Origin of the sequence: Alcanivorax sp., assembly GCF_002726155.1 — a bacterium.
Classification (GTDB): domain Bacteria; phylum Pseudomonadota; class Gammaproteobacteria; order Pseudomonadales; family Alcanivoracaceae; genus Alcanivorax.
The window spans coordinates 65,826-87,493 of sequence record NZ_PBSH01000029.1; the positions used below are offsets into that span (position 1 = coordinate 65,826).

Consider the following 21,668-nt stretch of genomic DNA (forward strand, 5'->3'; position numbering starts at 1 on the left):
AGACAACCAGCGTGTCTCGCCCGATCCAAGCGCTGAGGAGAACAAACAACAGGAAAAGGAAAACGTAGTAACCGTGCAGGGAGATCCTGCCAAGACGTTGCTGACGCATCACAACCACTCATAAAAACAGGGCAGGAAAGCCTATTTCTACAAGCTTAAAGTGGGCTTAAATCAACCCTCTTCTTCTTCCGCCGGCACCGGGCCGGCCACCGCAAATTGCTGTTTGGCGAAGGCCACCCGTTCGGCCACTGGACGGGTTTCGTCTTTCAGGGCCTCAAGCTGTTTCTCGATAATCTGGCAACGGCGCAGCAGGCCATCATCCATGGCGATCTGGATATTCAGACCCGGACGGGCATTCAACTCCAGCATCATCGGCCCATGCTCGTGGTCCATCACCAGGTCCACCCCCAGATAGCCCAAGCCAGTCAGGTCGTAGCAACGGGCCGCCAGCTCCAGGCATTCCTGCCAGTCCGGCACGGTCAGCCCGGCCACCGGGTTGGCGGTATCCGGGTGACGCTCGATTTTCAGGTTGTGCCAGGTGCCATCCAGCGTGACCCCGGACGCCAGATCCAGGCCCACACCAATGGCGCCCTGGTGCAGGTTCGCCTTGCCCTGGGATTGCCGGGTGGGCAAGCGCAACATGGCCGCCACCGGGTACCCCTTGAGCACGATGATGCGAATATCCGGCACCCCTTCGAAGCTGATCCGGTTGAACAGCTCAGTAGAACGCACCCGGTATTCGATCAGCGCCTGGTCGCGATGGCCGCCGAGGGAATAGATACCGGAAATGATCCCGGAGATATGATGTTCAAGTTCTTCGGTGGTAATGATGCGCCCGGAAGCGGAGCGGAAATAATCCTCGAAGCGATCGGCAATCACCATGATGCCGTCACCGCCGGCCCCTTGCGCGGGCTTGATCACGAAATCCCGGTGCTGCTCCACTACCCGGTGCAAGGTGCTAATGCCCTGCTCGGTGGCGATGGTGCCGTACATGTGCGGCACACGGATTCCCGCATCCAGCGCCATTTGCTTGGTCTGAATCTTGTCGTCCACCAACGGGTACAGGCTGCGTTTGTTATAACGCAGTATGTAATCGCCATTGCGCTGATTAATGCCCATAACGCCACGGGCGCGCAGGGCCTTGCGGGTTTTCGACCAGAACATCAGCGTTTATCCCCGTCCACCATGGCACGGAACCGCAACAGCTCGGTGAGGCGATAGCCCCGGTAGTGCCCCATCAGCACCATGATTGCGGCCAGGCACAGCAACACGCCCGGGAAGGTGAACACGAAATACACCAGCGGCTGCCACACCATCAACAGGTGACAGAAGATGGCGGCCACCAGCGTGCCCAGTGCCACCTTCAGCGACTGGGTACCACCACGCTCTTCCCAGACGATGGAAGTCCGCTCGATCACCATGGTCAGAATCACCATGGGGAACAACGCCACCGACAAGCCCGAGCCCATGCCCAGCTTGTAGCCCAGCAGGCTGATCAACGCCATGGCAATCACCACAAAGGTAAGCACCACGGAAAGCCGGGGTAATAACTGTAATTTTAGATGCTCGAGATACGAGCGCACCGACAAGCCGATGGCGGTGATGGAGGTAAACAGCAATACCCCCCAGACTACCTGGGTTTCACGGAATGCCAGGGCGATCAGCACCGGAGTAAAGGTCCCCAGGGTTTCCATACCGATCAGCGAACGGATAAACAGCACCAACATAACGCCCACCGGAATCATCACCAGGATGCGGTACAGCTGCTGGGCAGGTAAGGGCAATTCGTAAAGGGAGAAATCGATAAAACTGCTTACGTCTTTCAAACGCAGGGACTGGGCCAGCTGCAACGCGCTCATTTCGTTCTCATGCACGCTGAAACTCACGTCCGCAGACTTGCCGCCTTCGATATTCAGCAGCGGCCCGGGACCACTCCACCAGACCAGACGGTCTTCCGGCAGGCCCTGCTGGCCATTGAGCGGATTGAAATAAAGCCATTTCTTGCCGTTAAAGCTGCGTAGCCACAGCTCCGGCTGCTGTTCCTGACTCTCCGCCAGGCGCAATGTATGTACCGGTTCAGCGGGGATATGCGCCACCGCCAACAGCAGATCAATCACGCTGGCCCGATTCTCCGGGCTCACATCGCTGCCCAGCAGCAGCTGGACATTATCGTTTTCCAGCTCGTTGACCCGCTTGATGGTCTCGCTGATAAAGGTTTCCACATCCGCCGAGTGCTGGCGAATCGGCTCCAGCAGAGCGTCAGCGGCCAGCTTGTCCGGGCCGTCCAGTGTCGGAGCCGGGCGGAATTGGGGGCCGGGGTCATTTTCCGGAGCATCCGCATAACGCGGCGTGAGCATGAGGCGGTAATAGAGGTACTGGTTGCCTTCGGCGCGACGGGACGACCAGGTCACTTGCCGGTTGCCTTTCTCCACATTCACGTTCACGCCGTAATTGTTGGAGATAAAACTTTCATTGAGGGTGGTATAGCCCACTCCCAGTGGCGGCACGAACATGCGCACTTTGACGGGCTTGTTGGCCTTGGCCGAAAAAGACACCTGAGCATCAACGACCCACACCGGGTCCTTCTCGTCCTGGCTGAGCGGCACATTTTGTACCAACAGCTGGTAAGCGATACTGCCGCCCCCCAACAAAAGCAGGAAAACGGCAAGCAGCCGCGCTTGCAACTTCACAGAACCCATTATAGCGCCTCGGCAGCCTCCATTGTCTCGTCGTCGCTCTCGACAACCTTGTCTTCACTATTGTCTTCACTGGCCTGACAACCGGGTTCGCCCACCGCCATCGATAGCGATGGGTCCACCAATGCGCCCAGGCCTTGCAGCGCTTCGGAGCCCATCAGCAACGGATAACGAAACTCGCTGCGGTCTGTCAGGTTAACTTCAATCTGTTCCTGGCGGTTGCCCATGCAAACCGTCAGGGTTACCACCGGACGACGGCTGTAGTCCCTCTCACCCGGCGACACACTTTCTGCCCGTCGCTTGATGCGCACATGCCCTGACAGTGGCAGCTCCACATCATCCCATTGTTCCGCGCTAATACCCCAATCTTCCCGGTCATCGCGGTCGATGGACAGGTCGAACTCGACCATTTCCACGCCATCCTGCTCAAAAGTACGGATGTAACGAGCGCTCAGGGAGGCAGAATCCGCCCCTGTATCCAGCTTGGCAGGTACCGTAATGCCCAACTCCTTGATATGCACTTTTTCGTGCAAGCCATAAATCATCTTGCCGGATGAGTCGTCAGCCACCACCACCAAGGGCGCCAGCGCCAACAGCAAAGCAAGGAATGTGCGCATTATAACAACCTGATTGTAAAAGCATTACAGCCTGATCACGGGATTTCCGACCCAGCCTCTGACCGGTCCCCCGGAAAATGGTTGCGCCATTCTAGGCGATCATTGAGCCTCTCGCAGGCTCAACCGTGAAATTTTGAACTTGTTCACAATTGCCAATCTTACGATAAAGGCTGACCGGCGGGCTATCACCCACACGCTACGCTGCTATAATGCGCGCCCCTGCGAAACCGCTGGCACGGTTTCGCCCACCATATTTGGAGCAACACTAGTGATTGAACGTCTGCGCAATATCGCCATCATCGCCCACGTTGACCACGGCAAGACCACCCTGGTGGACAAGCTGCTGCAACAGTCTGGCACCCTGGGAGATCGCGCCGGCGACATCGAACGGGTCATGGACTCCAACGACCTGGAAAAGGAGCGGGGCATTACCATTCTGTCCAAGAACACCGCCATCCAGTGGAATGACTATCGCATCAACATCGTGGACACCCCTGGCCACGCCGACTTCGGCGGTGAGGTAGAGCGGGTTATGTCCATGGTGGATTCCGTGCTGCTGCTGGTAGACGCAGTGGACGGCCCCATGCCGCAAACCCGCTTCGTGACCCAGAAAGCGTTCGCCGCCGGCCTCAGACCCATCGTCGTGATCAACAAGATCGACCGCCCCGGTGCCCGCCCGGACTGGGTGATGGATCAGGTCTTCGACCTGTTCGACAACCTGGGTGCCACCGACGAGCAACTGGACTTCCCGGTGATCTACGCCTCCGCCCTGAACGGCATTGCCGGCCTGGACGCAGATGATCTGGCCGACGACATGACCCCGCTGCTGCAAGCCATCGTCGACAAGGTGGACTACCCGAACGTAGACGCCGACGGCCCCTTCCAGATGCAAATTTCCTCTCTGGACTACAACAGCTACCTGGGTATCGTCGGTATTGGCCGGGTCAAGCGCGGCAACATCAAGGCCAACAGCCCGGTGAAAGTGATCGGCGCCGACGGCAATGTCCGTAACGGCAAGATCCTCACCATCATGGGTTACCACGGCCTGGAGCGCGTCGATGCCACCACTGCGTCCGCTGGCGAAATCGTCTGCATCACCGGCCTGGATCCGCTGAACATTTCCGACACCCTGTGTGATCCGCTGAATGTGGAAGCGCTGACCCCGCTGAGCGTGGACGAACCCACCGTCAGCATGTTCTTCCACGTGAACACCTCACCCTTTGCCGGCCAAGACGGCAAGTTCGTTACCAGCCGCCAGATCCGTGAGCGCCTGGAAGCCGAACTCAAGCACAACGTGGCCCTGCGCGTTGAAGAAACCGGCAGCGCCGACCAGTTCCGCGTCTCCGGCCGTGGCGAGCTGCACCTGTCGGTACTGATCGAGAACATGCGTCGCGAAGGCTTCGAGCTGGCCGTAGGCCGCCCGCAGGTAATCATCCGTGAAGAAGACGGCGTGAAACAGGAACCCTACGAAACGGTTGTGGCCGACGTGGAAGAACAGCATCAGGGCGCCATCATGGAGCACCTGGGGCTGCGCAAGGCCGAGATGACCAACATGGAACCGGACGGCAAAGGCCGGGTTCGCCTGGAATTCCTGGTACCAAGTCGAGGCCTGATCGGTTTCCGTAGCCAGTTCCTGACCCTGACTTCCGGCACCGGCATCCTTAACAGCACCTTCAGCCACTACGGCGAGCACAAGGCCGGCGACATGGCCAAACGCATCAACGGTGTGCTGGTATCCATGGTGAAAGGCAAAGTGCTGGGCTTCGCCCTGTTCAACCTGCAAGAACGTGGCCGCATGCTGATCGACCCGAACGTGGACGTGTACGAAGGCCAGATCATCGGCATCCACAGCCGTGGCAACGACCTGGTGGTCAACCCCACCAAGGGCAAGCAGCTGACCAACATGCGCGCCTCCGGCACCGATGAGAACATCGTTCTCACCCCGCCGATCCGTTTCAGCCTGGAACAGGCGCTGGACTTCATCGAAGACGACGAGCTGGTAGAAGTGACCCCCAACTCCCTGCGTATTCGCAAGAAGCTACTCACCGAAACCGAGCGCAAGCGCGCCGGCCGGTAAGCAAGAGGCGCAACCACGCTGCACACAAAAAACGCCACGCCTAAAAACGTGGCGTTTTTTATGTCTAGTGCACCGTCAGCGCGCCTTTAACGCAAGAGCATCAACACCAGCGCCGCGCCGATCACCAACCCCACTATCAAACCCGCCATAAATCCCTGCCCGGCCAGCGGTGCCGCACCGATAGTGGACGCCCCCTCTCCCGGATCCGCCGGCTGACTGGCCTCGAACTCAGCAATCACTTCCCGGGCCCGCGTTTCATCGTTGGCGGCCACCCATACTGTCGCCAGACCCGCCGCCGGCAGCTCACCCATGCCGCCCTGCAACATATCGCCATGCACCTGGGCCATGATACCCACCTGGTCCAGCAGGTTGGCCAGCATATGGGCTTCAATCATGTGTCGCGCCTGAAACACACACTTCACCAGGCCTCTCCTTTCGTTACGGGTTCACCGGGGTTTTCTCCACCACTTCCAGCAGTGTATAGCGCAAGCTGCTGCCATCCGCCGGCGGCGATTCCACGTTTTCGACCTTCACTCGCAGGGTGTACTGAAACCCCTCTTCGTAAGTAAAGCCCTCTACGTGGTTATAGAATAACTCCCAATTGGCATCGACCTCCTGCTTGACCCGTAAACACTCCATTACGCCGACACCAATACATGCCGAGCCATAGGGCGCCACATAAAGAAGCTGCCCGGGCTTGTCCTGCGGCGAAGGCTCATTGCAACCGGCCAGTAAAAACAACAACACCAAGGTCCCGCGTTTCCACATCATCATCCATGTCCTGTTATTCTTGTCGTAGCGCTTATCGTAGCTCTTACTCTAGTGCCGATCAGTACCACGCCCACCCCGCCAAGGCAAAACCCGACATGCTGCATATCGCCCTGTTCGAGCCGGAAATCCCCCCCAACACCGGCAACATTATCCGCCTGGCCGCCAACACCGGCGCCCAGTTGCATCTAATTGAACCATTGGGGTTTTCCCTGGAAGAGAAGAAACTGCGCCGCGCCGGCCTCGACTACAGCGAGTTCGCCGCATTACAGGTGCATCGGGATTTTGCCGCATTTCAGGAAAGTGTCGCTGGCCAGCGGCTGTTCGCCATGACCACCAAGGGTAGCCGCCCCCATAGCGAAGCCTGTTTTCAGGACGGAGATGTTCTGTTATTCGGGCCGGAAACCCGCGGCCTGCCGGACCCCATTCTGGAAAGTCTGCCGCCAACACAGAGATTGCGCCTGCCCATGGTGGCGGATAGCCGCAGCCTTAATCTCAGCAATGCCGTTGCCGTAACGCTCTATGAAGCATGGCGACAACGGGGATACGAAGGAGCAGCTGATAGTTAATAATGAATAATTAATAACGTCACGGGATAGATTTTGTCCGTATTGAAACGCAAGAGGCCGCGCCCATACTCTGGGCGCGGCCTCTTGCATTCCGGCATAACAAACGCTGCACGCGCAGCTTTTAATTATCCGTTATTAACCATTAATTGCAGTTTACTGAACGGTCTCGCCCGCCGCCGCAGCATTTTCCTGTTGCTGCTGACGCTGCTGCTGATACAGCGCATCGAAGTTGATCGGCTGCAGCACCATCTGCGGGAATGACCCCTTGGCCACCAGGTCCGACACCACTTCACGGACATACGGGAACAGCAGATTCGGGCAATACGCGCCGAGCAATTGCGCCCGCTCTTCGCCTTCGATGCCTTTCACGGTAAAGATGCCTGCCTGCTTCACTTCCACCAGGTAGAACGTCTTTTCTTCGGCTTCGTCCTTGGCGGTCACCGTCACGGTGATTTCCACTTCGAACTCATCGCCTTCACCCACACGGCGGGCGCTGTTGTTCAGCTGCACGTTCACCTTGGGTTTCCATTCCTGCAGGAACACTTCCGGCGCACCCGGGCACTCGAAGGATGTGTCTTTCAGGTAAATACGCTGCAGTTGGAAAACCTGTTGCTGTTCATCAGCCATGTTCTTCTCCTGTTACTGGCCTGCTCCGAGCAGAGCATCGAGCTCCCCCGCCCGCTCCAGAGCAAAAAGTTCATCACAGCCACCGATGGCGTGATCATTAATGAAAATCTGCGGCACCGTGCGGGCACCGCCGCGCTGCATCATGACTGCACGCTGCTGGGGCTCGCGATCCACATCGGTATCCTCGAACACCACATTCTTGCTGTTCAGCAACTGCTTGGCACGCACGCAAAACGGGCACCAGGCAGTGGTATACAGTTCGACCTTGGCCATCTCTGCCTCCTGCTTACTCTTTAACCACCGGCAGGCTGGCTGACCGCCAGGCGTTCAGGCCACCCTGAATGCGATACAGGTCGGAAAAACCCTTGGTGCGCAGCTGCCGCCCCAGATGTGAGGCCTTTGCCCCCATATCACAAGTCAGGATGAGGGGTTTGTCCTTGTATTTTTCCAGCTCTGCAATACGATCAAGCGCCTGCCCGGCGGGAATATTGATGCTACCGGCAATATGCCCGGTGCGGAACTCATCACTGTCGCGCAGATCCACGATCACCGCGTCTTTCTGGTTCACCATGTTGGTGGCCAACTGCGGTGTTAGAGACTGGCCGCCACGGCGGGACTCAAGCACAAAAAACAGTGCCCACAACAGGAAAAAGGCGGACACCAGAATATAATGGTTGCTGGCGAATTCAATCAGATTGCCCATGGAAACCCCGGATCATTAGCGTTGGCTCTAATCGGCGCCGATGGTGCGCGCCACTGCTTCCCCCCGGGAAAGAAAGCCGAAGGAAAATCGGCGCCAAGTATACACATCCCCGGGCCGTTAAGGTAAAACCGCGCCATGACCCGACGATTACTACTGCTTCTGCTGCTCCCGACCCTGCTCCCTGTTAGCGGTGCGGCGGACACTGCGCCCAGCAAGGCCCAGCTGGAGAAACTCAAATCCCGCATCAGCGAATTGAGCGAGGTCCAGAACCGCGAATTGCGCGAACGCGATTCCGTGCAAGCCAGCCTGCGCGAGGCAGAACTGCGCATCAGCCGGCTGACCCGGGAACAACGGAGCCTGGAAAAAAAGGCCAGCACCGCCCAACAACGCCTCAAAAACCTGGAAGCAGAGCAGGCAGTGCTAGCTGCAGAGAAACGCACCCAACTGGACTGGCTGGGCAAAACCGTGCGCGCCAGCTACCAGGCCGGCCGCCAGGAACGCATCAAATTACTGCTCAACCAGGAGCAGCCCGACCAGATCGCCCGCCTGCTGCGTTACCAGGAATATTATCAGCGCGCCCGTGCCGACCGCCTCAAGGCCGTCAATGGTGAGCTGGATGAACTCAAGGCCATCGCCCTGCGCGTGGACAAGGCCCGCCAAGTCCTGCTGGACAAGCGTTCCGACGTTCAACGCCATGCGGACAAGCTGCAAGGCGCCCAGAAAGAGCGCCAAACCACACTGGCATCACTGAACCGCTCACTGGATGACCGTGGCAGCAACCTCAACCAGCTCAAGGCTGACCAACAACGCCTGCAAAAACTGCTGGAAGACATGCAACGCAGCCTTAATGACATCCCTGCTGACCTGGGCGGCAAGCCCTTCGGCAAGCTGGCCGGCAAACTCCCCTGGCCCGTGGAGGCGCGCATTTCCACCGGCTATAACAGCCGCCGGGAAGGAGCACTGCGCTGGCAAGGCGTTATTTTCAATGCCGCCCCCGGTACCCCGGTCCGGGCGATCCATTCCGGCCGCGTGGTGTTCGCTGACTGGCTACGCGGCTATGGCTTGCTAACCATTGTTGATCACGGCAACGGCTACCTGACTCTTTACGGCTATAACCAGAGCCTGTTGCGCGAGGTCGGCGAATGGGTATCCGCCGGTGACAGCCTGGCCTTGGCCGGGAATTCCGGCGGCAACCGGACCAACGGTCTCTACTTCGAGATACGCCACCGGGGCAAGGCTGTGAACCCCACACGCTGGTGCAATCAGCGTGTTACACTGCCGCCATTGGCGCAAAATTGATGATGAACTTTGACACGCGCACACCTTTTTCCTGTGCCCGCCGGGGATCCTGAATGCCAACAACCATCCTGCCCACGCTCCGTTCTGTCGCGCTCACGGGCCTGCTTGCCCTTAGCCCGCTCACCGCACTTCACGCCCAGGACCCTGCCCTTGATGAGCAAGCCCGCCAGCAAGGCGTCCCGGTGGACGAGCTGCGCGCCTTTGCCGAGGTCATGGAACGCATTCGCGCAGCCTACATTGAGGACGTGGATGATCGTGAACTGCTGGAAGCCGCCATCCGTGGCATGCTCCACGATCTGGACCCGCACTCCAACTACCTGACCCCGGACCAGTTTGACGACCTGCAGGTGACCACCACCGGCGAATTCGGCGGTCTTGGCATCGAGGTCACCATGGAGGACGGCTTTGTCAAAGTAGTCACTCCGGTGGATGACTCCCCGGCCAGCAACGCCGGCATTCTCGCAGGCGACCTGATCCTAAAGATCGACGACACCTTCGTGAAAGGGCTGACTCTGGGCGAAGCCGTAGAGCTGATGCGCGGGGAAATCGGCACCAAAATCGATTTGATGGTCCTTAGCGAAGGCGACGAAAAGCCCCGCCAGGTCAGCCTCGAACGTGACCGCATCCAGACCCACAGCGTGAAATCAAAAATGCTGGAACCCGGCCTGGGCTACCTGCGCATTTCCCAGTTCCAGAACAACACCGGTGACGACGCCCGCAAAGCGCTGGAAAAGCTCAACAAGGACACCGCCCTTAACGGTTTGATTCTCGACCTGCGCAACAACCCCGGCGGCGTACTCAACGGCGCGGTGGAAGTCACCGACCTGTTCCTGGATGCCGGCCTCGTGGTGTACACCCAGGGCCGCGACAAGGCAAGCCGAAACGACTTTGATGCCAGCGCCGGCGATGCACTGAACGGCAAACCGCTGGTGGTACTGGTCAACGGCGGCAGCGCCTCCGCATCGGAAATCGTGGCCGGCGCCCTGCAGGACCAGGAGCGCGCCATCGTGGTGGGCAACCGCACCTTCGGCAAAGGCTCAGTACAAACGGTATTGCCATTGAGCAAGGACCGCGCCCTGAAACTCACCACCGCCCGTTATTACACCCCAAAGGGGCGCTCCATTCAGGCAGAGGGCATTGAGCCCGACATTGCCGTGGATGTGGTCACCAAGATCGAAGTACGCGAAGACATGCACCTGCGCGAAGCAGACTTGCCTCGCCATCTGGATAATGAAAACGGCGACAGCGAGAAAGAGAAGAAACGCAGCTCCCTGGCCGAAGACGATTACCCGCTGGCGCAGGCGCTCTCCATTCTCAAAGGTGTCGTCCTCACTCAGCGCCCCGCCCACGCCTCACAACCCGACCAGCCTTGATGACAGGCCGGTTACTGGCCCTGGGGTGGCTGCTACCGGGGCTGCTGTTGAGCGCCAGCGCGCTGGCCACGCCCCGCATTGCCATCATCATTGATGACCTGGGCTACAGCCGGCAACACGGCCAGGCCATTGTGGACCTGCCCGCGCCGGTCACCTGCGCGGTGATCCCCTTTTCCCCCCATGCCCACCGGCTCGCGGAGCAGGCCAGCCTGGCCGGCAAGGAAGTACTGGTGCACATGCCCATGGCCGCACAGAGTCATCTGAAACTTGACCGGGGCGGCCTGCAGGACGGCATGGATGAACCTCAGTTACTGAACGCGGTGCGTCAGGCCCTGAGCCAAATTCCCCAGGCTCGCGGCCTGAACAACCATATGGGCAGCGCGCTCACAGAACAGCCACAGCCCATGGGCTGGCTGATGACAGAATTGAAGGCACACCAGCTATTCTTTGTGGACAGCCGCACCAGCAGTCATTCTGTGGCACAGCAGGTGGCCCGGCAGGTAGGGCTATCCCACGCCGGGCGCGATGTCTTTCTGGATAATGAACGCAATCTGGTCAGCATCAATGAGCAGTTCAACCGGCTGATCCGGCTGGCCCGGCAACGCGGCCAGGCGATTGCCATCGGCCACCCCTACCCGGAAACCGTGCACTACCTGCAGCAGGTACTGCCCTTGATGCAAGACGCCGGCATTGAGGTGGTGCCGGTGTCCACGCTATTGAGCACCCCGGCGGTGACCACTGCCACCACCGGGAGCGAAGTTCACGCCGGGTCCTGATCCCGGCTCTTGCCGATACCCGTGAGCCTGGCGTAGCCGATCATCAAGAAGCCGAAAGCAAACATCAGCACGCCATAGACAGCCGACGGCACAGACATGGCCTCGGAATGCAGCAGGGTCAAGGTCACCATCAAACCCAGCGTACCGTTCTTGATACCCAGCTCGATGGCCACGGTGAAGGCCTGATCCCGGCTCAAGCCGATCACCCGGCCCCCCACCATACCCAAAATGATCCCTGCCACATTGAGAATGATGGCGGACACCCCAGCCTGCTTGAACAGCTCCAGAGCCTCTTCACCCAGCTCCACCAGCAGCAGCGCAATCACCGCCACCATCACCGCCAGCCCCAGCAGCCCCACGGCTTTCTCGCCTTTTTCGGCCCAGTTTTGACGAAAGTGGCGAATAGCCATGCCGATGGCCACCGGCAACAAGATAATCACGAACAGGGTAATGATGGTGCGCATCACGGGCAGTTCCAGCGCTTTGGCGGTGTCCTGAAAACGCTCCAGGCCCCAACCGGTAAAGGCAGGCAACGTGACAATGGTAATCAGGCTGGCCAGTACCGTGAGCACAATGGACAGCGCCACATCACCGCGCCCCAGATAGACAAACAGATTGGAGGTTGTACCGCCCGGGCAGGCGGCAATCACGATAAGGCCCACCGCCAGCGCTGGCGACAGGTCCAGCGCCAGTGCCACGCCCAGGGCGATGAGCGGGAGCAGGAGTATCTGGCAGACCAGGCCATAGAAGGTGCCACGCGGGGCAATGACAACTTCGCGGAAATCTTTGGGGGTCAGGGTCATTCCCATCCCCACCATGATCAGAAACAACGATAACGGCAGCCCGATATCAATCAACGCACCTGAACCCATTACAACTCTCCCGTGATTTTTTTATGGTCTTTCAACGGGGGCAGCGCCCCCAAAACATCGAGAGTAAAACAGGGTTCCATTTATAGCCAGTACGTAGCGGCTAAAGTTGTGACAGGAGGTTAATCCAAGCGAAAGAAGGCCGGGCGATGATCAGCCCAAGCGCATTTCCACTCCGGCCGACTGCATAAATTCCTTGGCCTCTTGCACCGAATATTCGCCGAAGTGGAAAATCGACGCCGCCAGCACCGCATCGGCGCCGCCCTGCTGCACACCATCCACCAGATGCTGCAGGTTGCCCACCCCACCCGAGGCGATCACCGGCACCGGCACCGCATCGGAGATGGCACGGGTCAGCGCGATGTCAAAACCGTTCTTGGTGCCATCGCGATCCATGCTGGTCAGCAGAATTTCACCGGCACCGTAGTCGGTCATTTTGCGCGCCCACTCCACCGCATCCAGGCCCGTGGGTTTGCGGCCACCGTGGGTGAAGATTTCCCAACGGTTGGTATCGCTTTCCGCGCTGACTTTTTTCGCGTCGATGGCGACAACAATGCACTGAGAACCAAACCGCTCCGCCGCTTCACGAACAAACTCCGGGTTATGCACCGCCGCCGAGTTGATCGCCACCTTGTCCGCACCGGCGTTCAGCAGGTTACGAATATCCTCCAGCGCACGCACGCCACCGCCCACGGTCAACGGGATAAACACCTGGCTGGCGATCTGCTCCACCGTGTGCAGCGTGGTATCGCGCTCCTGATGGCTGGCGGTGATGTCCAGAAAGGTAATTTCATCCGCCCCGGCATCGTTATAGCGCTTGGCAATTTCCACCGGGTCACCGGCATCGCGGATATCCACGAACTGCACGCCTTTGACCACGCGGCCGGCGTCCACATCCAGGCACGGAATAATGCGTTTGGCTAACCCCATAATACGTCCCCGGCGCTCAGACGCCGCTCAACTCATCGGACAACGCCTGGCCTTCGGCAAAGTCCAGGGTGTTTTCGTAGATAGCACGGCCAGTGATGGCACCATTGATGCCCTGGTCAGCCACCGCACACAGGTTGCGCACGTCGTCCAGGTTGGTAATGCCGCCAGAGGCAATCACCGGAATCGACATGGACTGGGCCAACCGCACGGTGGCATCCACATTCACGCCCTGCAGCATGCCGTCGCGGCTGATATCGGTGTAGACGATGGCAGACACGCCGTCATTCTCGAACTGTTTCGCCAGCTCGATCACATCCACATCAGTCACGTTCGCCCAGCCATCGGTGGCCACTTTGCCGTCTTTGGCGTCCAGGCCCACGATGATGTGACCAGGGAACTGCTCACACATGGCTTTGACGAATTCCGGCTCATTCACCGCCTTGGTGCCAATGATGACCCACTGCACACCGGCATCCAGGTAGGCCTGGATAATTTCCGGGCTGCGAATGCCGCCGCCAATCTGGATCGGCAGGTCCGGGTGGGCCTTGGCAATCGCCTTGACGATTTCACCGTTCACCGGCTCACCGGCAAAAGCCCCGTTCAGATCCACCAGATGCAAGCGGCGAGCGCCACGCTCCACCCAGTGGCTAGCCACGGCAACCGGGTCGTCGGAGAACACCGTGTCGTCTTCCATACGACCCTGCTTGAGGCGTACACATTTACCGTCTTTCAGGTCGATGGCGGGAATCAGTAACATCAGAATCTCTTTATCTAAATTCATTAAAGGCACGCAGCCCTGTGGGTTTGTGCGTGCGCGTCTTACGGTTTCCAACGCAGAAAGTTTTCCAGCAGCGTCAGACCGGCGTCAGCACTTTTTTCCGGGTGGAACTGCACGGCAAACACATTGCCCTGGACTGCGGCAGCGGCAAAGCTCAGGCCGTAGTCGCAACGCCCGGCGACCGCTTCGTCGGGCAGGCCGGTGACACAGTAACTGTGCACGAAGTAAAAGCGGGCATGGTTATCGATCCCCGCCCACATGGGGTGCGCCATGCCCTGCTGCACCTGGTTCCAGCCCATGTGCGGCACTTTCAGGCGGGCGCCCGTATCGCTGAACTGCTCACCGAAAAACGTGACCTGGCCATCGAAAATACCCAGGCAGTCCACGCCGTTATTTTCTTCACTGCGGGCCATCATCGCCTGCATGCCGACGCAGATTCCCAGCAATGGCTTGCCGGCTTTCGCCACATCCCGGATCGCCTGATCCAGACCGGTGTCTTTCAGAACGGCAATGCAGTCACGAATGGCGCCCACACCAGGAAAGACCACTCGGTCCGCCGCCCGGACCTGGTCCGGGTCACCGGTGATAATGATGGTCTGGCCATTGGCGACCTTTTCCAGCGCCTTGCCTGCGGAGTGCAGGTTACCCATGCCGTAATCAATAACGGCAACGACTTCACTCATATTCGAGAGCCTGTGCTGTACGGTTACTCGCTTTCGCTGAGGGTACCTTTAGTGGACGGGGTAATGCCGTCCATGCGCGGGTCCGGCTCCACCGCCATACGGAGCGCGCGGCCAAAGGCCTTGAATACGGTCTCGGCCTGGTGGTGGGCGTTCTTGCCGCGCAGGTTATCGATATGCAGGGTAATCATGGCGTGGTTAACGAAGCCCTGGAAAAACTCGTAGAACAGGTCCACGTCGAAGCCACCGATGCTGCCCCGGGTGAAGTCCACAAACATTTCCAGGCCCGGACGGCCAGACAGGTCCAGCACCACCCGTGACAGGGCTTCGTCAAGAGGCACATAGGCGTGACCGTAACGGCGCACCCCTTTCTTGTCACCGATGGCTTTGGCGAAGGCCTGGCCCAGCGTGATGCCGATATCTTCCACCGTGTGGTGGGCATCGATGTGCAGGTCACCCTTGGCCTTGATGTCCAGATCGACCAAACCATGACGTGCCACCTGATCCAGCATGTGCTCAAGGAACGGCAACCCGGTATCCAGCGTGCATTGGCCGGTGCCATCCAGGTTGATAGTGGCTTGAATCTGGGTTTCCAGGGTGTTGCGCTCTACGGTAGCGCTTCGCTTGCTCATCTATACCTCCCAGGCATTGGACCGGCTATTATACGCAGCCTGAGAGCCTGTTGACACCATTGCAGCAGCACCGACCACCCAAACCAGCGGAGTTTCACCATGCCGATCAGCGTTCAGGCCCACCCCCTCTCTCAGGAAGAATGTCAGGCCTTTGCCAAGGTACTGCGTGATGCCCCGCAATACCGCCAGAAGTTGGCGGATGCGGTGGCTGACGGACATGGACGCCTGTTTGCCGCTCACTTCAATGGTCAGCGCGTGGCTATCGCTCTGATAGAAGAAAACCAGCCGCAGCTGGCCTGGATGGTCGTACACCCCGCCACTCAGGGGCGCGGCGTGGGCAAGGATTTCCTGCGTCTGATCGGCCAGCAGCTGGGAGAAAGCCTCACCCTGCCCGAATACTGCCAGCAGCAGCGCGGCCTATAACTGAGCCAGCGGCAGCCGGATATGCAGCGCAAAACCCCGACCGGGACCGGCACTTTCCGCCCACAGAGAACCGCCCACCTGCTCAATCATCACCCGTGCCATGGCCAGGGACAGGCCAAAGCCTTCTTCATGGTGGCGTGATCCCATCACGAAGAACGGCTCCAGGATGTGCTCCAACTGATCCGCAGTAGCGCCTCTGCCTTGATCACGAATACAGAGTTCGGCATGGCCCGCCGGCACATCCACTGTGCTGCTGACTTCCACGCTATCGCCTTCGGCACTGAAGCGCAGCGCATTATCCAGCGCCATGGTCAGCACTTCACGCAACTCCCCTTCACAGGCACGCACCTGCAAATTCGGTGAAATCCGGTTACGCACCACCACACCGCAGGTCTCTATCCGCGCCGCTTGGTCACGCAAAATAGCGTCGAACATCCACATGGGCTGACAGCTGGCCTGCAGCGGCGGCTGGTGGCGGTCGGAGAGATCAAAATAACGCAGTGAAGTGCTGACAATCCCCGTGAGGCGCCGCTGCCCCTTGCGCACCATGGCCCACACATCCACTTCTTTCTCACCCGCCCCCTGGCTGGATTGCCCCAGTGAATCGGCAGCGCCAATCCAGTTGATCGGCGTATTCAGCTCATGGCTGATGTACTGCAGGAACATGGATTTGTCCTGGTTCATCTGTTCGATATCCGCCAGGTGTCGCTCCAGGTTTTGCTGCGCCTCCACCGACAACTGTTTGCGCTCACTTTCCAGAAACCGGATCCGGTCGCCCAGTGCCAGCGACAACATCACCACCACCCACAGCGCGCCGAAATGCGGCAGGTAAGGAACAATCACGCTATAGGGAATCAAGCCCAGATTGCCGATGGCATACAGGAACACGGTCAGCAGGAATACCGACCAGGCCAGCACATACAGCCGCGCCACCCGGAAGCCCTGGCGCCACACCACCCAGCCCAGCCAGCTAAACAGCACCACGGTCATCATCACCACCACGGTAGACAGGTGATAGGAATACGGCGGCGGGATCACCCATTGCAGCAGGAACGCCAGCCCGATCAGTATCAGGTAATGCTTCAGCAATCGGTCATAACGCGGAAACCGCTGGGCCAGCTGCAAAAACTGCCGTGAATACAACGCCAGCGAAAGCCCGCAGGTATAGGTGGTCAGCCAGAAGTATTCGTTGATCTTGGGCGTGTCCGGCCACAGGTATTGAAGCCCGAAACCGCTGACGCAAATATTGAAAAACAACACCCCGGTGAGAAACACCACAAAATGCAGATGCACGTTGTCCCGCAGGGACAGATACAGCAGCAGGTTGTAAATCAGCATGATGGTCAACGAGCCGTAGAATAGCCCCTGCAGCAACTGCTCCAGATACGTGTACTCCACCAGCCCCTTGGCGCTATAGAGCATGGGCATCATGTTCAAGGCGCCCTTGCCGCGCACTTTGATATAGTATTCGCTCACCCCGTCAGGCAGTGATTCCAGGTTGAACACAAAAGAGCGGTGATCCATGGGCCGGCGGTCGAAGGGGCGAGTGTCCCCCACCGCATATTCCCGGAACTCGCCACCAGGCTGCGGCACGAACAGGGTCAATTCATCGAGAATCGGATAGCGCTCCACCAGAAACCAGCTACGCCCGTCCATCTGACTGGCATCCAGCTGAAAACGCAGCCAGATGGTGCTTTTGGTAAAACCGAAATTCAGCGTATTGCTGTCACTTTTGCGAAACCGGCTGGCGAACTGGTCGCGAATCTGGCTCAAGGTCCAGTTCCCTTCCGGGTCCTCAAGCACATCCACCCGGGCACCTAACTGAACACTGTCCCCCGCCGAAACCAGCGCAATGGGTTCGGCACGCGCAATACCGCCCACCAACAACAGCGCCATCAAGACAACAACATGGAACTTTCGCAAACGCTCTTCCCCTAACGTCACAATAATAGTCACGAATAATGCTACGGTATGGTCATTGAATCCCCACTGCTATAATCACGGTCCAACGACCAACGCGCAAGGAGTGCTACATGGGACGCCTGTTAAAAATTTTGCTGATCACTTTGTTTGCCATCATTGTGCTATTGGCCATCGCTGTTTTTGTCATCACGCAGGTGATTGATCCCAACGAATTCAAGCCGGAAATCGAGAAACAGGCGCAAGAGCAGGCCAACCTGACACTGGATATTCAGGGCGATTTGGCCTGGCAGTTCTGGCCCTCGCTGGGCGTGAGCCTGGGACGCACCGAAGCGCGCATTGCCGATGACGAAGAATTGTTCGCCGCCCTCGACGAAGCCAGCGTCAGCGTTGCCGTATTGCCGTTGCTGTACGGCCAGGTGGAAATGGACGGCATCACCCTTGCTGGCCTGGATGTGAACCTGGTAGATGGTCCGGACGGCGCCAACTGGGAGCAGATCGGCCCGCAGACACCAGCAGACGACACCGCCGCTGAAGAAGAACCCGCGGCCGAAGACGAGGGCAGCAGCAGCCTCGACATTCCGCTGACCATTCCCACAGTTGTAGTCAGCGACGGCAAGGTCCGCTACCGCAGCACCGCCGATGGCACCGACATCGTCGTCGAGCACTTTAATCTCAACGCCCAGGACGTGAACCTGGACGAGCCCTTCCCGTTGCAAATGTCCTTGCGCTATCAGGACCAGAGCGACATGCGCGTGGACATGAATCTGGACACCGTATTGGCCTCCGATATCGACAATAACCACTTCGTCCTCAACCCGATGACACTGGATGCCAATATCGCCGGCGCCACCACCATGCCGGTGGATGTGCACCTGGAACAGAATCTGGATGTGAATCTGAACGAGGACACTGTCTCCATCAAGGACCTGCTACTGCAGGCCGCCGGCACCGAGACCAAAGGCAACGTGGATATCACCGCCCTCACTGGCGATATGCAGCTCAGTGGCAAGCTGGCCACCGCGCCCTTCGATGCCAACAAGGTGCTGGAAGCCATTGGCGAAGCCCCCATCGAAACCACCGACAGCCAGGCGCTGAGCAAGATTGCCCTGGACGCCACCCTGGGCGGCGAGCCCGGCAGCGTCATGGCCAACCCGCTGACCCTGACTCTGGATGACAGCACTCTCAGCGGCAGCGCTGGCCTGGCCAGCCTGGAAAGTGGCAAGATCATCTTTGACCTGGTGCTCGACAAGATCACCCTGGACGGCTACATGCCCCCCACCAGCGGCGAAAGCGAAACCGCCGCCGCTGGTGGCGGCAAAACCGGTGGCACCGCCAGCCTGTCTAGCGACGAGCTGATCCCGGTGGACACCCTGCGCCCACTGTTGGTGGACGGCAAACTGGCCATTGGCACCGTGAAATACGACAGCATTACTGCCAGCGACATGAAATTTGCCGTCAGTGCCAAGAACGGCGTCCTGCAGCTAACCCGCGCCAGCGGCAGCACCCTGGGCGGCAGCTTCAGTGCCAAAGCCAAACTGGATGCCTCCGGCAACACCCCGAAAATCACCGCCAGCAACACCGTCTCCAGCGTCCAGATCCAGCCGCTGGTACAAATGGCACTGGAGGATGATCTGGCCAAAGGGGTGTTCGACATGAACGGCAGCTACAGCGCCAGCGGCAACAGCGAAAAAGCGCTGATGAATTCCGCCAAAGGCACCATCGATCTGTCCCTGGCCGACACCACCGTGCGCGGCCTGAATCTGTACAGCACCCTGGTTGGCGGCGTGAATGACATGCTCGGCCAGTTCCAGGGCCTGGCCACCGCCCTGATTCCCAGCCAGGAATCCGGCAAACTGCCCAGCGCCCTGTCCGAGGACACCAAGATCCTCGACCTGAAATCCAAGGCTCGGCTGGACAAGAACGTGGCCTACCTGGATAGCCTCTCTGCGGTACTGCAAAAAGGGGAAATCACCGGTAATGGCTGGATGAATATCCTCAACCAGGACTTCGACCTGAAAATCGGCATGCAGTCGCCGGAGCTGGGCACCTCCAAATACCTGACTGGCACCACCTGGCCACTGCGCTGCGAAGGCAACCTGGGCGGCAGCCCCGCCAAATGGTGTGGCCCGGACAAGGATGGCTTCAAGGACATCGGCAAACAGGTCGCCGCCAACGCCACCAAGGACAAGCTGAAAGATAAATTCGGCATTGAAGGCGAAGGCGACACCACCGAGGAAGTACTCAAGGATGCCGCCCAGAAAAAGGCCAAGGAAGAAGTGAACAAGCAGCTGCAGGACGGCCTCAAGAAGCTGTTTAATTAAGAGACGCTGCACGCTTCACGCAGCAAGCGACACGCAGGCGGAAATGAGCAAACGCTCATTTCCGCCGTTTTTTGTCCGGAGCGTCATGCCCAGTACATCCCTCACCCCGCAAGACTTCAGCCTGGCTCTGCTCGACTGGTACGACCAACATGGCCGCCAGGATCTGCCCTGGCAGCATCCGCGCACGCCCTATCAGGTGTGGGTATCGGAAATCATGCTGCAGCAGACCCAGGTCAACACCGTCATTCCCTACTTCGAGCGGTTTATGGCGCGCTTCCCGGATGTCAAAACACTGGCACTGGCGGAGCAGGATGAGGTGCTGCACCTGTGGACCGGGCTTGGTTACTACGCCCGCGCCCGCAACCTCCATAAATGCGCCCAACAACTACTGGAGAACTATCAGGGCGAGTTCCCGAACACCGTAGAGGAAGTGGCCACGTTACCCGGCATTGGCCCCTCCACCGCCGGCGCCATTCTTGCCCAAAGTCGTGGCGTGCGCGCACCGATTCTGGATGGCAACGTAAAACGGGTGCTGGCCCGGCTCCACGCGGTACCCGGGTGGCCAGGCAAGAAGACGGTGGAAAGCCGGCTCTGGGAGCTGTCTGAACACTACACACCCGACGCACGGCTGGCGGACTACACCCAGGCGATCATGGACCTGGGCGCCACCCTGTGTCGCCGGGGCAACCCCGACTGCGCTAACTGCCCGGTAAACCGCGGGTGCGAAGCCCACGCTAACGGCAACCCCCAGGATTACCCCGGCAAAAAACCGAAAAAAACCCTGCCAGTACGCACCACCATCATGCTTATCCTGCGCGACCGTAACGGTCGGGTCTGGCTGGAGCAACGCCCCCAGCAAGGCATCTGGGGCGGCCTGTGGTGTTTTCCGCAAACCGACGATGTGGCACAGATGAACGACGCCCTGCAGGCCCGTGCGTTCGATGCCCGTGCTGATAGCCAGCCACTGGACCCGTTCCGGCACACCTTCAGCCACTATCATCTGGACATCGTCCCACTGGAAGTGGCCGTGGACCCAGCCGGCACCCGTGACAGTGACGGTCGCTGGGTGGATCCGCAGTCTCCCGGCACGCTCGGCCTGGCTGCACCGGTGAAGAAACTGCTGGCCAGCCTCGACGCCCCACGCCAGTCACGCATGTTATAGTCCACCTCACATGTACCCGCCTACGGAGTTGCCATGAGCCGCACGGTAATGTGCCGCAAATACCAGACTGAACTGGACGGCCTCGACCGCCCCCCGTTCCCCGGCCCCAAGGGGCAGGATATCTTCGAGACAGTCTCGAAAAAGGCCTGGCAGGAATGGCTGCACGAACAGACCATGCTGATCAATGAAAAGCACCTGAACGTGATGGACCCGGACGCCAAGCACTTCCTCGACGAGCAACGTGATCGTTTTCTGAACAACGAAAACTACGAAAAAGCCGAGGGATACGTGCCACCTGCTCACGATGCGAACAAATAAACGCCCATGGCTTGACGCCTCCGGCCCAAGCCGCTTTAATACGCGCCCTGATTGCCCGGATAGCTCAGTCGGTAGAGCAGGGGATTGAAAATCCCCGTGTCGGTGGTTCGATTCCGCCTCCGGGCAC

The 21,668-nt window shown here is 59.2% G+C and carries 23 protein-coding genes and 1 tRNA gene; 10 read left to right on the top strand and 14 right to left on the bottom strand.

Going from position 1 to position 21,668, the window contains the following annotated elements:
- Positions 1–171 precede the first annotated feature (171 nt).
- Genes CL546_RS08400 through CL546_RS08410 form a run of 3 tightly spaced genes read right to left on the bottom strand, consistent with a single transcriptional unit; the run spans position 172 to position 3,313 of the window.
- Positions 172–1,164 (bottom strand): alpha-L-glutamate ligase-like protein, encoded by a 993-nt coding sequence (locus tag CL546_RS08400; protein ID WP_290494104.1) that lies wholly within the window; start codon positions 1,162–1,164, stop codon positions 172–174.
- Positions 1,164–2,699, bottom strand: a complete 1,536-nt coding sequence (locus tag CL546_RS08405) for an inactive transglutaminase family protein (protein WP_290494105.1) — start codon at positions 2,697–2,699, stop codon at positions 1,164–1,166. Before CL546_RS08405 ends, CL546_RS08400 begins: the two co-directional genes overlap by 1 nt.
- Positions 2,699–3,313, bottom strand: a complete 615-nt coding sequence (locus CL546_RS08410) for an ATP-dependent zinc protease family protein (protein ID WP_290494106.1) — start codon at positions 3,311–3,313, stop codon at positions 2,699–2,701. The genes CL546_RS08405 and CL546_RS08410 overlap by 1 nt, the downstream gene beginning before the upstream one ends.
- Before the next feature lie 268 nt (positions 3,314–3,581).
- Here CL546_RS08410 and typA point away from each other — a divergent pair, with 268 nt between their 5' ends.
- The gene (gene typA, locus CL546_RS08415) at positions 3,582–5,390 is read left to right on the top strand and encodes a translational GTPase TypA (RefSeq protein ID WP_007150754.1); all 1,809 of its coding nucleotides are present in this window, start codon (positions 3,582–3,584) and stop codon (positions 5,388–5,390) included.
- 86 nt (positions 5,391–5,476) lie between these two features.
- Here the strand turns inward: typA and CL546_RS08420 are convergent, their stop codons facing one another.
- Together CL546_RS08420 and CL546_RS08425 are read right to left on the bottom strand one after the other, a co-directional pair.
- Positions 5,477–5,812 carry a putative signal transducing protein gene (locus CL546_RS08420; protein ID WP_290494107.1) on the bottom strand — a complete coding sequence of 112 codons (336 nt, stop codon included), beginning with the start codon at positions 5,810–5,812 and terminating at the stop codon, positions 5,477–5,479.
- Between the two features lie 16 nt (positions 5,813–5,828).
- Entirely contained in the window at positions 5,829–6,164 is a 336-nt protein-coding gene (locus CL546_RS08425) for a DUF4377 domain-containing protein (protein WP_290494108.1), read from the bottom strand.
- Between the two features lie 92 nt (positions 6,165–6,256).
- Here CL546_RS08425 and trmL point away from each other — a divergent pair, with 92 nt between their 5' ends.
- Entirely contained in the window at positions 6,257–6,727 is a 471-nt protein-coding gene (gene trmL / locus CL546_RS08430; protein WP_290494109.1) for a tRNA (uridine(34)/cytosine(34)/5-carboxymethylaminomethyluridine(34)-2'-O)-methyltransferase TrmL, read from the top strand.
- A 153-nt stretch (positions 6,728–6,880) separates the two neighbouring features.
- On the opposite strand, the gene secB is transcribed toward trmL, so the two are convergent.
- Genes secB through CL546_RS08445 form a run of 3 tightly spaced genes read right to left on the bottom strand, consistent with a single transcriptional unit; the run spans position 6,881 to position 8,057 of the window.
- Positions 6,881–7,354 (bottom strand): protein-export chaperone SecB, encoded by a 474-nt coding sequence (gene secB / locus CL546_RS08435; protein ID WP_007150551.1) that lies wholly within the window; start codon positions 7,352–7,354, stop codon positions 6,881–6,883.
- Between the two features lie 12 nt (positions 7,355–7,366).
- Positions 7,367–7,627: a glutaredoxin 3 gene (grxC, locus tag CL546_RS08440; protein WP_290494110.1), complete on the bottom strand. Its 261-nt coding sequence runs from the start codon at positions 7,625–7,627 to the stop codon at positions 7,367–7,369.
- A gap of 13 nt (positions 7,628–7,640) precedes the next feature.
- The gene (locus CL546_RS08445; RefSeq protein WP_007150962.1) at positions 7,641–8,057 is read right to left on the bottom strand and encodes a rhodanese-like domain-containing protein; all 417 of its coding nucleotides are present in this window, start codon (positions 8,055–8,057) and stop codon (positions 7,641–7,643) included.
- A gap of 135 nt (positions 8,058–8,192) precedes the next feature.
- On the opposite strand from CL546_RS08445, the gene CL546_RS08450 reads away from it, so the two are divergent.
- The 3 genes from CL546_RS08450 to CL546_RS08460 are packed head-to-tail and all read left to right on the top strand — an operon-like array spanning position 8,193 to position 11,505.
- Positions 8,193–9,356 carry a murein hydrolase activator EnvC family protein gene (locus CL546_RS08450; protein WP_290494111.1) on the top strand — a complete coding sequence of 388 codons (1,164 nt, stop codon included), beginning with the start codon at positions 8,193–8,195 and terminating at the stop codon, positions 9,354–9,356.
- A 53-nt stretch (positions 9,357–9,409) separates the two neighbouring features.
- The gene (locus tag CL546_RS08455; RefSeq protein ID WP_290494112.1) at positions 9,410–10,729 is read left to right on the top strand and encodes a S41 family peptidase; all 1,320 of its coding nucleotides are present in this window, start codon (positions 9,410–9,412) and stop codon (positions 10,727–10,729) included.
- Positions 10,729–11,505, top strand: a complete 777-nt coding sequence (locus CL546_RS08460) for a divergent polysaccharide deacetylase family protein (RefSeq protein WP_290494113.1) — start codon at positions 10,729–10,731, stop codon at positions 11,503–11,505. Before CL546_RS08455 ends, CL546_RS08460 begins: the two co-directional genes overlap by 1 nt.
- On the opposite strand, the gene CL546_RS08465 is transcribed toward CL546_RS08460, so the two are convergent.
- The 5 genes from CL546_RS08465 to hisB form a co-directional block, all read right to left on the bottom strand.
- Positions 11,490–12,377 (bottom strand): bile acid:sodium symporter family protein, encoded by an 888-nt coding sequence (locus tag CL546_RS08465; protein WP_290494114.1) that lies wholly within the window; start codon positions 12,375–12,377, stop codon positions 11,490–11,492. The genes CL546_RS08460 and CL546_RS08465 overlap by 16 nt on opposite strands.
- 150 nt (positions 12,378–12,527) lie before the next feature.
- Positions 12,528–13,304 carry an imidazole glycerol phosphate synthase subunit HisF gene (gene hisF / locus CL546_RS08470; protein ID WP_290494115.1) on the bottom strand — a complete coding sequence of 259 codons (777 nt, stop codon included), beginning with the start codon at positions 13,302–13,304 and terminating at the stop codon, positions 12,528–12,530.
- 16 nt (positions 13,305–13,320) lie between these two features.
- A complete protein-coding gene (gene hisA, locus CL546_RS08475) occupies positions 13,321–14,061 on the bottom strand; it encodes a 1-(5-phosphoribosyl)-5-[(5-phosphoribosylamino)methylideneamino]imidazole-4-carboxamide isomerase (RefSeq protein ID WP_290494116.1) in 741 nt (246 codons plus the stop codon).
- Between the two features lie 62 nt (positions 14,062–14,123).
- On the bottom strand, positions 14,124–14,765 hold the full coding sequence (gene hisH / locus CL546_RS08480) for an imidazole glycerol phosphate synthase subunit HisH (RefSeq protein ID WP_290494117.1): 642 nt from the start codon (positions 14,763–14,765) through the stop codon (positions 14,124–14,126).
- 23 nt (positions 14,766–14,788) lie between these two features.
- On the bottom strand, positions 14,789–15,394 hold the full coding sequence (gene hisB / locus CL546_RS08485) for an imidazoleglycerol-phosphate dehydratase HisB (RefSeq protein WP_290494118.1): 606 nt from the start codon (positions 15,392–15,394) through the stop codon (positions 14,789–14,791).
- Between the two features lie 99 nt (positions 15,395–15,493).
- Here hisB and CL546_RS08490 point away from each other — a divergent pair, with 99 nt between their 5' ends.
- On the top strand, positions 15,494–15,817 hold the full coding sequence (locus CL546_RS08490) for a GNAT family N-acetyltransferase (RefSeq protein WP_290494119.1): 324 nt from the start codon (positions 15,494–15,496) through the stop codon (positions 15,815–15,817).
- On the opposite strand, the gene CL546_RS08495 is transcribed toward CL546_RS08490, so the two are convergent.
- Positions 15,812–17,773: a sensor histidine kinase gene (locus CL546_RS08495; RefSeq protein WP_290494120.1), complete on the bottom strand. Its 1,962-nt coding sequence runs from the start codon at positions 17,771–17,773 to the stop codon at positions 15,812–15,814. The genes CL546_RS08490 and CL546_RS08495 overlap by 6 nt on opposite strands.
- 77 nt (positions 17,774–17,850) lie before the next feature.
- Here CL546_RS08495 and CL546_RS08500 point away from each other — a divergent pair, with 77 nt between their 5' ends.
- From CL546_RS08500 to CL546_RS08515, 4 genes are all read left to right on the top strand, one after another.
- Positions 17,851–20,061, top strand: a complete 2,211-nt coding sequence (locus CL546_RS08500) for an AsmA family protein (protein ID WP_290494121.1) — start codon at positions 17,851–17,853, stop codon at positions 20,059–20,061.
- 85 nt (positions 20,062–20,146) lie between these two features.
- Entirely contained in the window at positions 20,147–21,223 is a 1,077-nt protein-coding gene (mutY, locus tag CL546_RS08505) for an A/G-specific adenine glycosylase (RefSeq protein ID WP_290494122.1), read from the top strand.
- A gap of 33 nt (positions 21,224–21,256) precedes the next feature.
- Positions 21,257–21,541 (top strand): oxidative damage protection protein, encoded by a 285-nt coding sequence (locus CL546_RS08510; RefSeq protein WP_290494123.1) that lies wholly within the window; start codon positions 21,257–21,259, stop codon positions 21,539–21,541.
- Between the two features lie 53 nt (positions 21,542–21,594).
- A tRNA-Phe gene (locus tag CL546_RS08515) sits at positions 21,595–21,667 on the top strand.
- Position 21,668 lies beyond the last annotated feature (1 nt).

What these genes read in the sequence shown, in the direction of transcription:
- hisF (WP_290494115.1), bottom strand. Translation starts at nt 13,304, where the DNA reads ATGGGGTTAGCCAAACGCATTATTCCGTGCCTGGATGTGGACGCCGGC.
- hisB (WP_290494118.1), bottom strand. Translation starts at nt 15,394, where the DNA reads ATGAGCAAGCGAAGCGCTACCGTAGAGCGCAACACCCTGGAAACCCAG.
- grxC (WP_290494110.1), bottom strand. Translation starts at nt 7,627, where the DNA reads ATGGCCAAGGTCGAACTGTATACCACTGCCTGGTGCCCGTTTTGCGTG.
- hisH (WP_290494117.1), bottom strand. Translation starts at nt 14,765, where the DNA reads ATGAGTGAAGTCGTTGCCGTTATTGATTACGGCATGGGTAACCTGCAC.
- CL546_RS08425 (WP_290494108.1), bottom strand. Translation starts at nt 6,164, where the DNA reads ATGATGATGTGGAAACGCGGGACCTTGGTGTTGTTGTTTTTACTGGCC.
- trmL (WP_290494109.1), top strand. Translation starts at nt 6,257, where the DNA reads ATGCTGCATATCGCCCTGTTCGAGCCGGAAATCCCCCCCAACACCGGC.
- CL546_RS08465 (WP_290494114.1), bottom strand. Translation starts at nt 12,377, where the DNA reads ATGGGTTCAGGTGCGTTGATTGATATCGGGCTGCCGTTATCGTTGTTT.
- CL546_RS08405 (WP_290494105.1), bottom strand. Translation starts at nt 2,699, where the DNA reads ATGGGTTCTGTGAAGTTGCAAGCGCGGCTGCTTGCCGTTTTCCTGCTT.
- CL546_RS08400 (WP_290494104.1), bottom strand. Translation starts at nt 1,164, where the DNA reads ATGTTCTGGTCGAAAACCCGCAAGGCCCTGCGCGCCCGTGGCGTTATG.
- secB (WP_007150551.1), bottom strand. Translation starts at nt 7,354, where the DNA reads ATGGCTGATGAACAGCAACAGGTTTTCCAACTGCAGCGTATTTACCTG.
- CL546_RS08445 (WP_007150962.1), bottom strand. Translation starts at nt 8,057, where the DNA reads ATGGGCAATCTGATTGAATTCGCCAGCAACCATTATATTCTGGTGTCC.
- mutY (WP_290494122.1), top strand. Translation starts at nt 20,147, where the DNA reads ATGCCCAGTACATCCCTCACCCCGCAAGACTTCAGCCTGGCTCTGCTC.
- CL546_RS08450 (WP_290494111.1), top strand. Translation starts at nt 8,193, where the DNA reads ATGACCCGACGATTACTACTGCTTCTGCTGCTCCCGACCCTGCTCCCT.
- hisA (WP_290494116.1), bottom strand. Translation starts at nt 14,061, where the DNA reads ATGTTACTGATTCCCGCCATCGACCTGAAAGACGGTAAATGTGTACGC.
- CL546_RS08410 (WP_290494106.1), bottom strand. Translation starts at nt 3,313, where the DNA reads ATGCGCACATTCCTTGCTTTGCTGTTGGCGCTGGCGCCCTTGGTGGTG.
- CL546_RS08510 (WP_290494123.1), top strand. Translation starts at nt 21,257, where the DNA reads ATGAGCCGCACGGTAATGTGCCGCAAATACCAGACTGAACTGGACGGC.
- CL546_RS08500 (WP_290494121.1), top strand. Translation starts at nt 17,851, where the DNA reads ATGGGACGCCTGTTAAAAATTTTGCTGATCACTTTGTTTGCCATCATT.
- CL546_RS08490 (WP_290494119.1), top strand. Translation starts at nt 15,494, where the DNA reads ATGCCGATCAGCGTTCAGGCCCACCCCCTCTCTCAGGAAGAATGTCAG.
- CL546_RS08455 (WP_290494112.1), top strand. Translation starts at nt 9,410, where the DNA reads ATGCCAACAACCATCCTGCCCACGCTCCGTTCTGTCGCGCTCACGGGC.
- CL546_RS08460 (WP_290494113.1), top strand. Translation starts at nt 10,729, where the DNA reads ATGACAGGCCGGTTACTGGCCCTGGGGTGGCTGCTACCGGGGCTGCTG.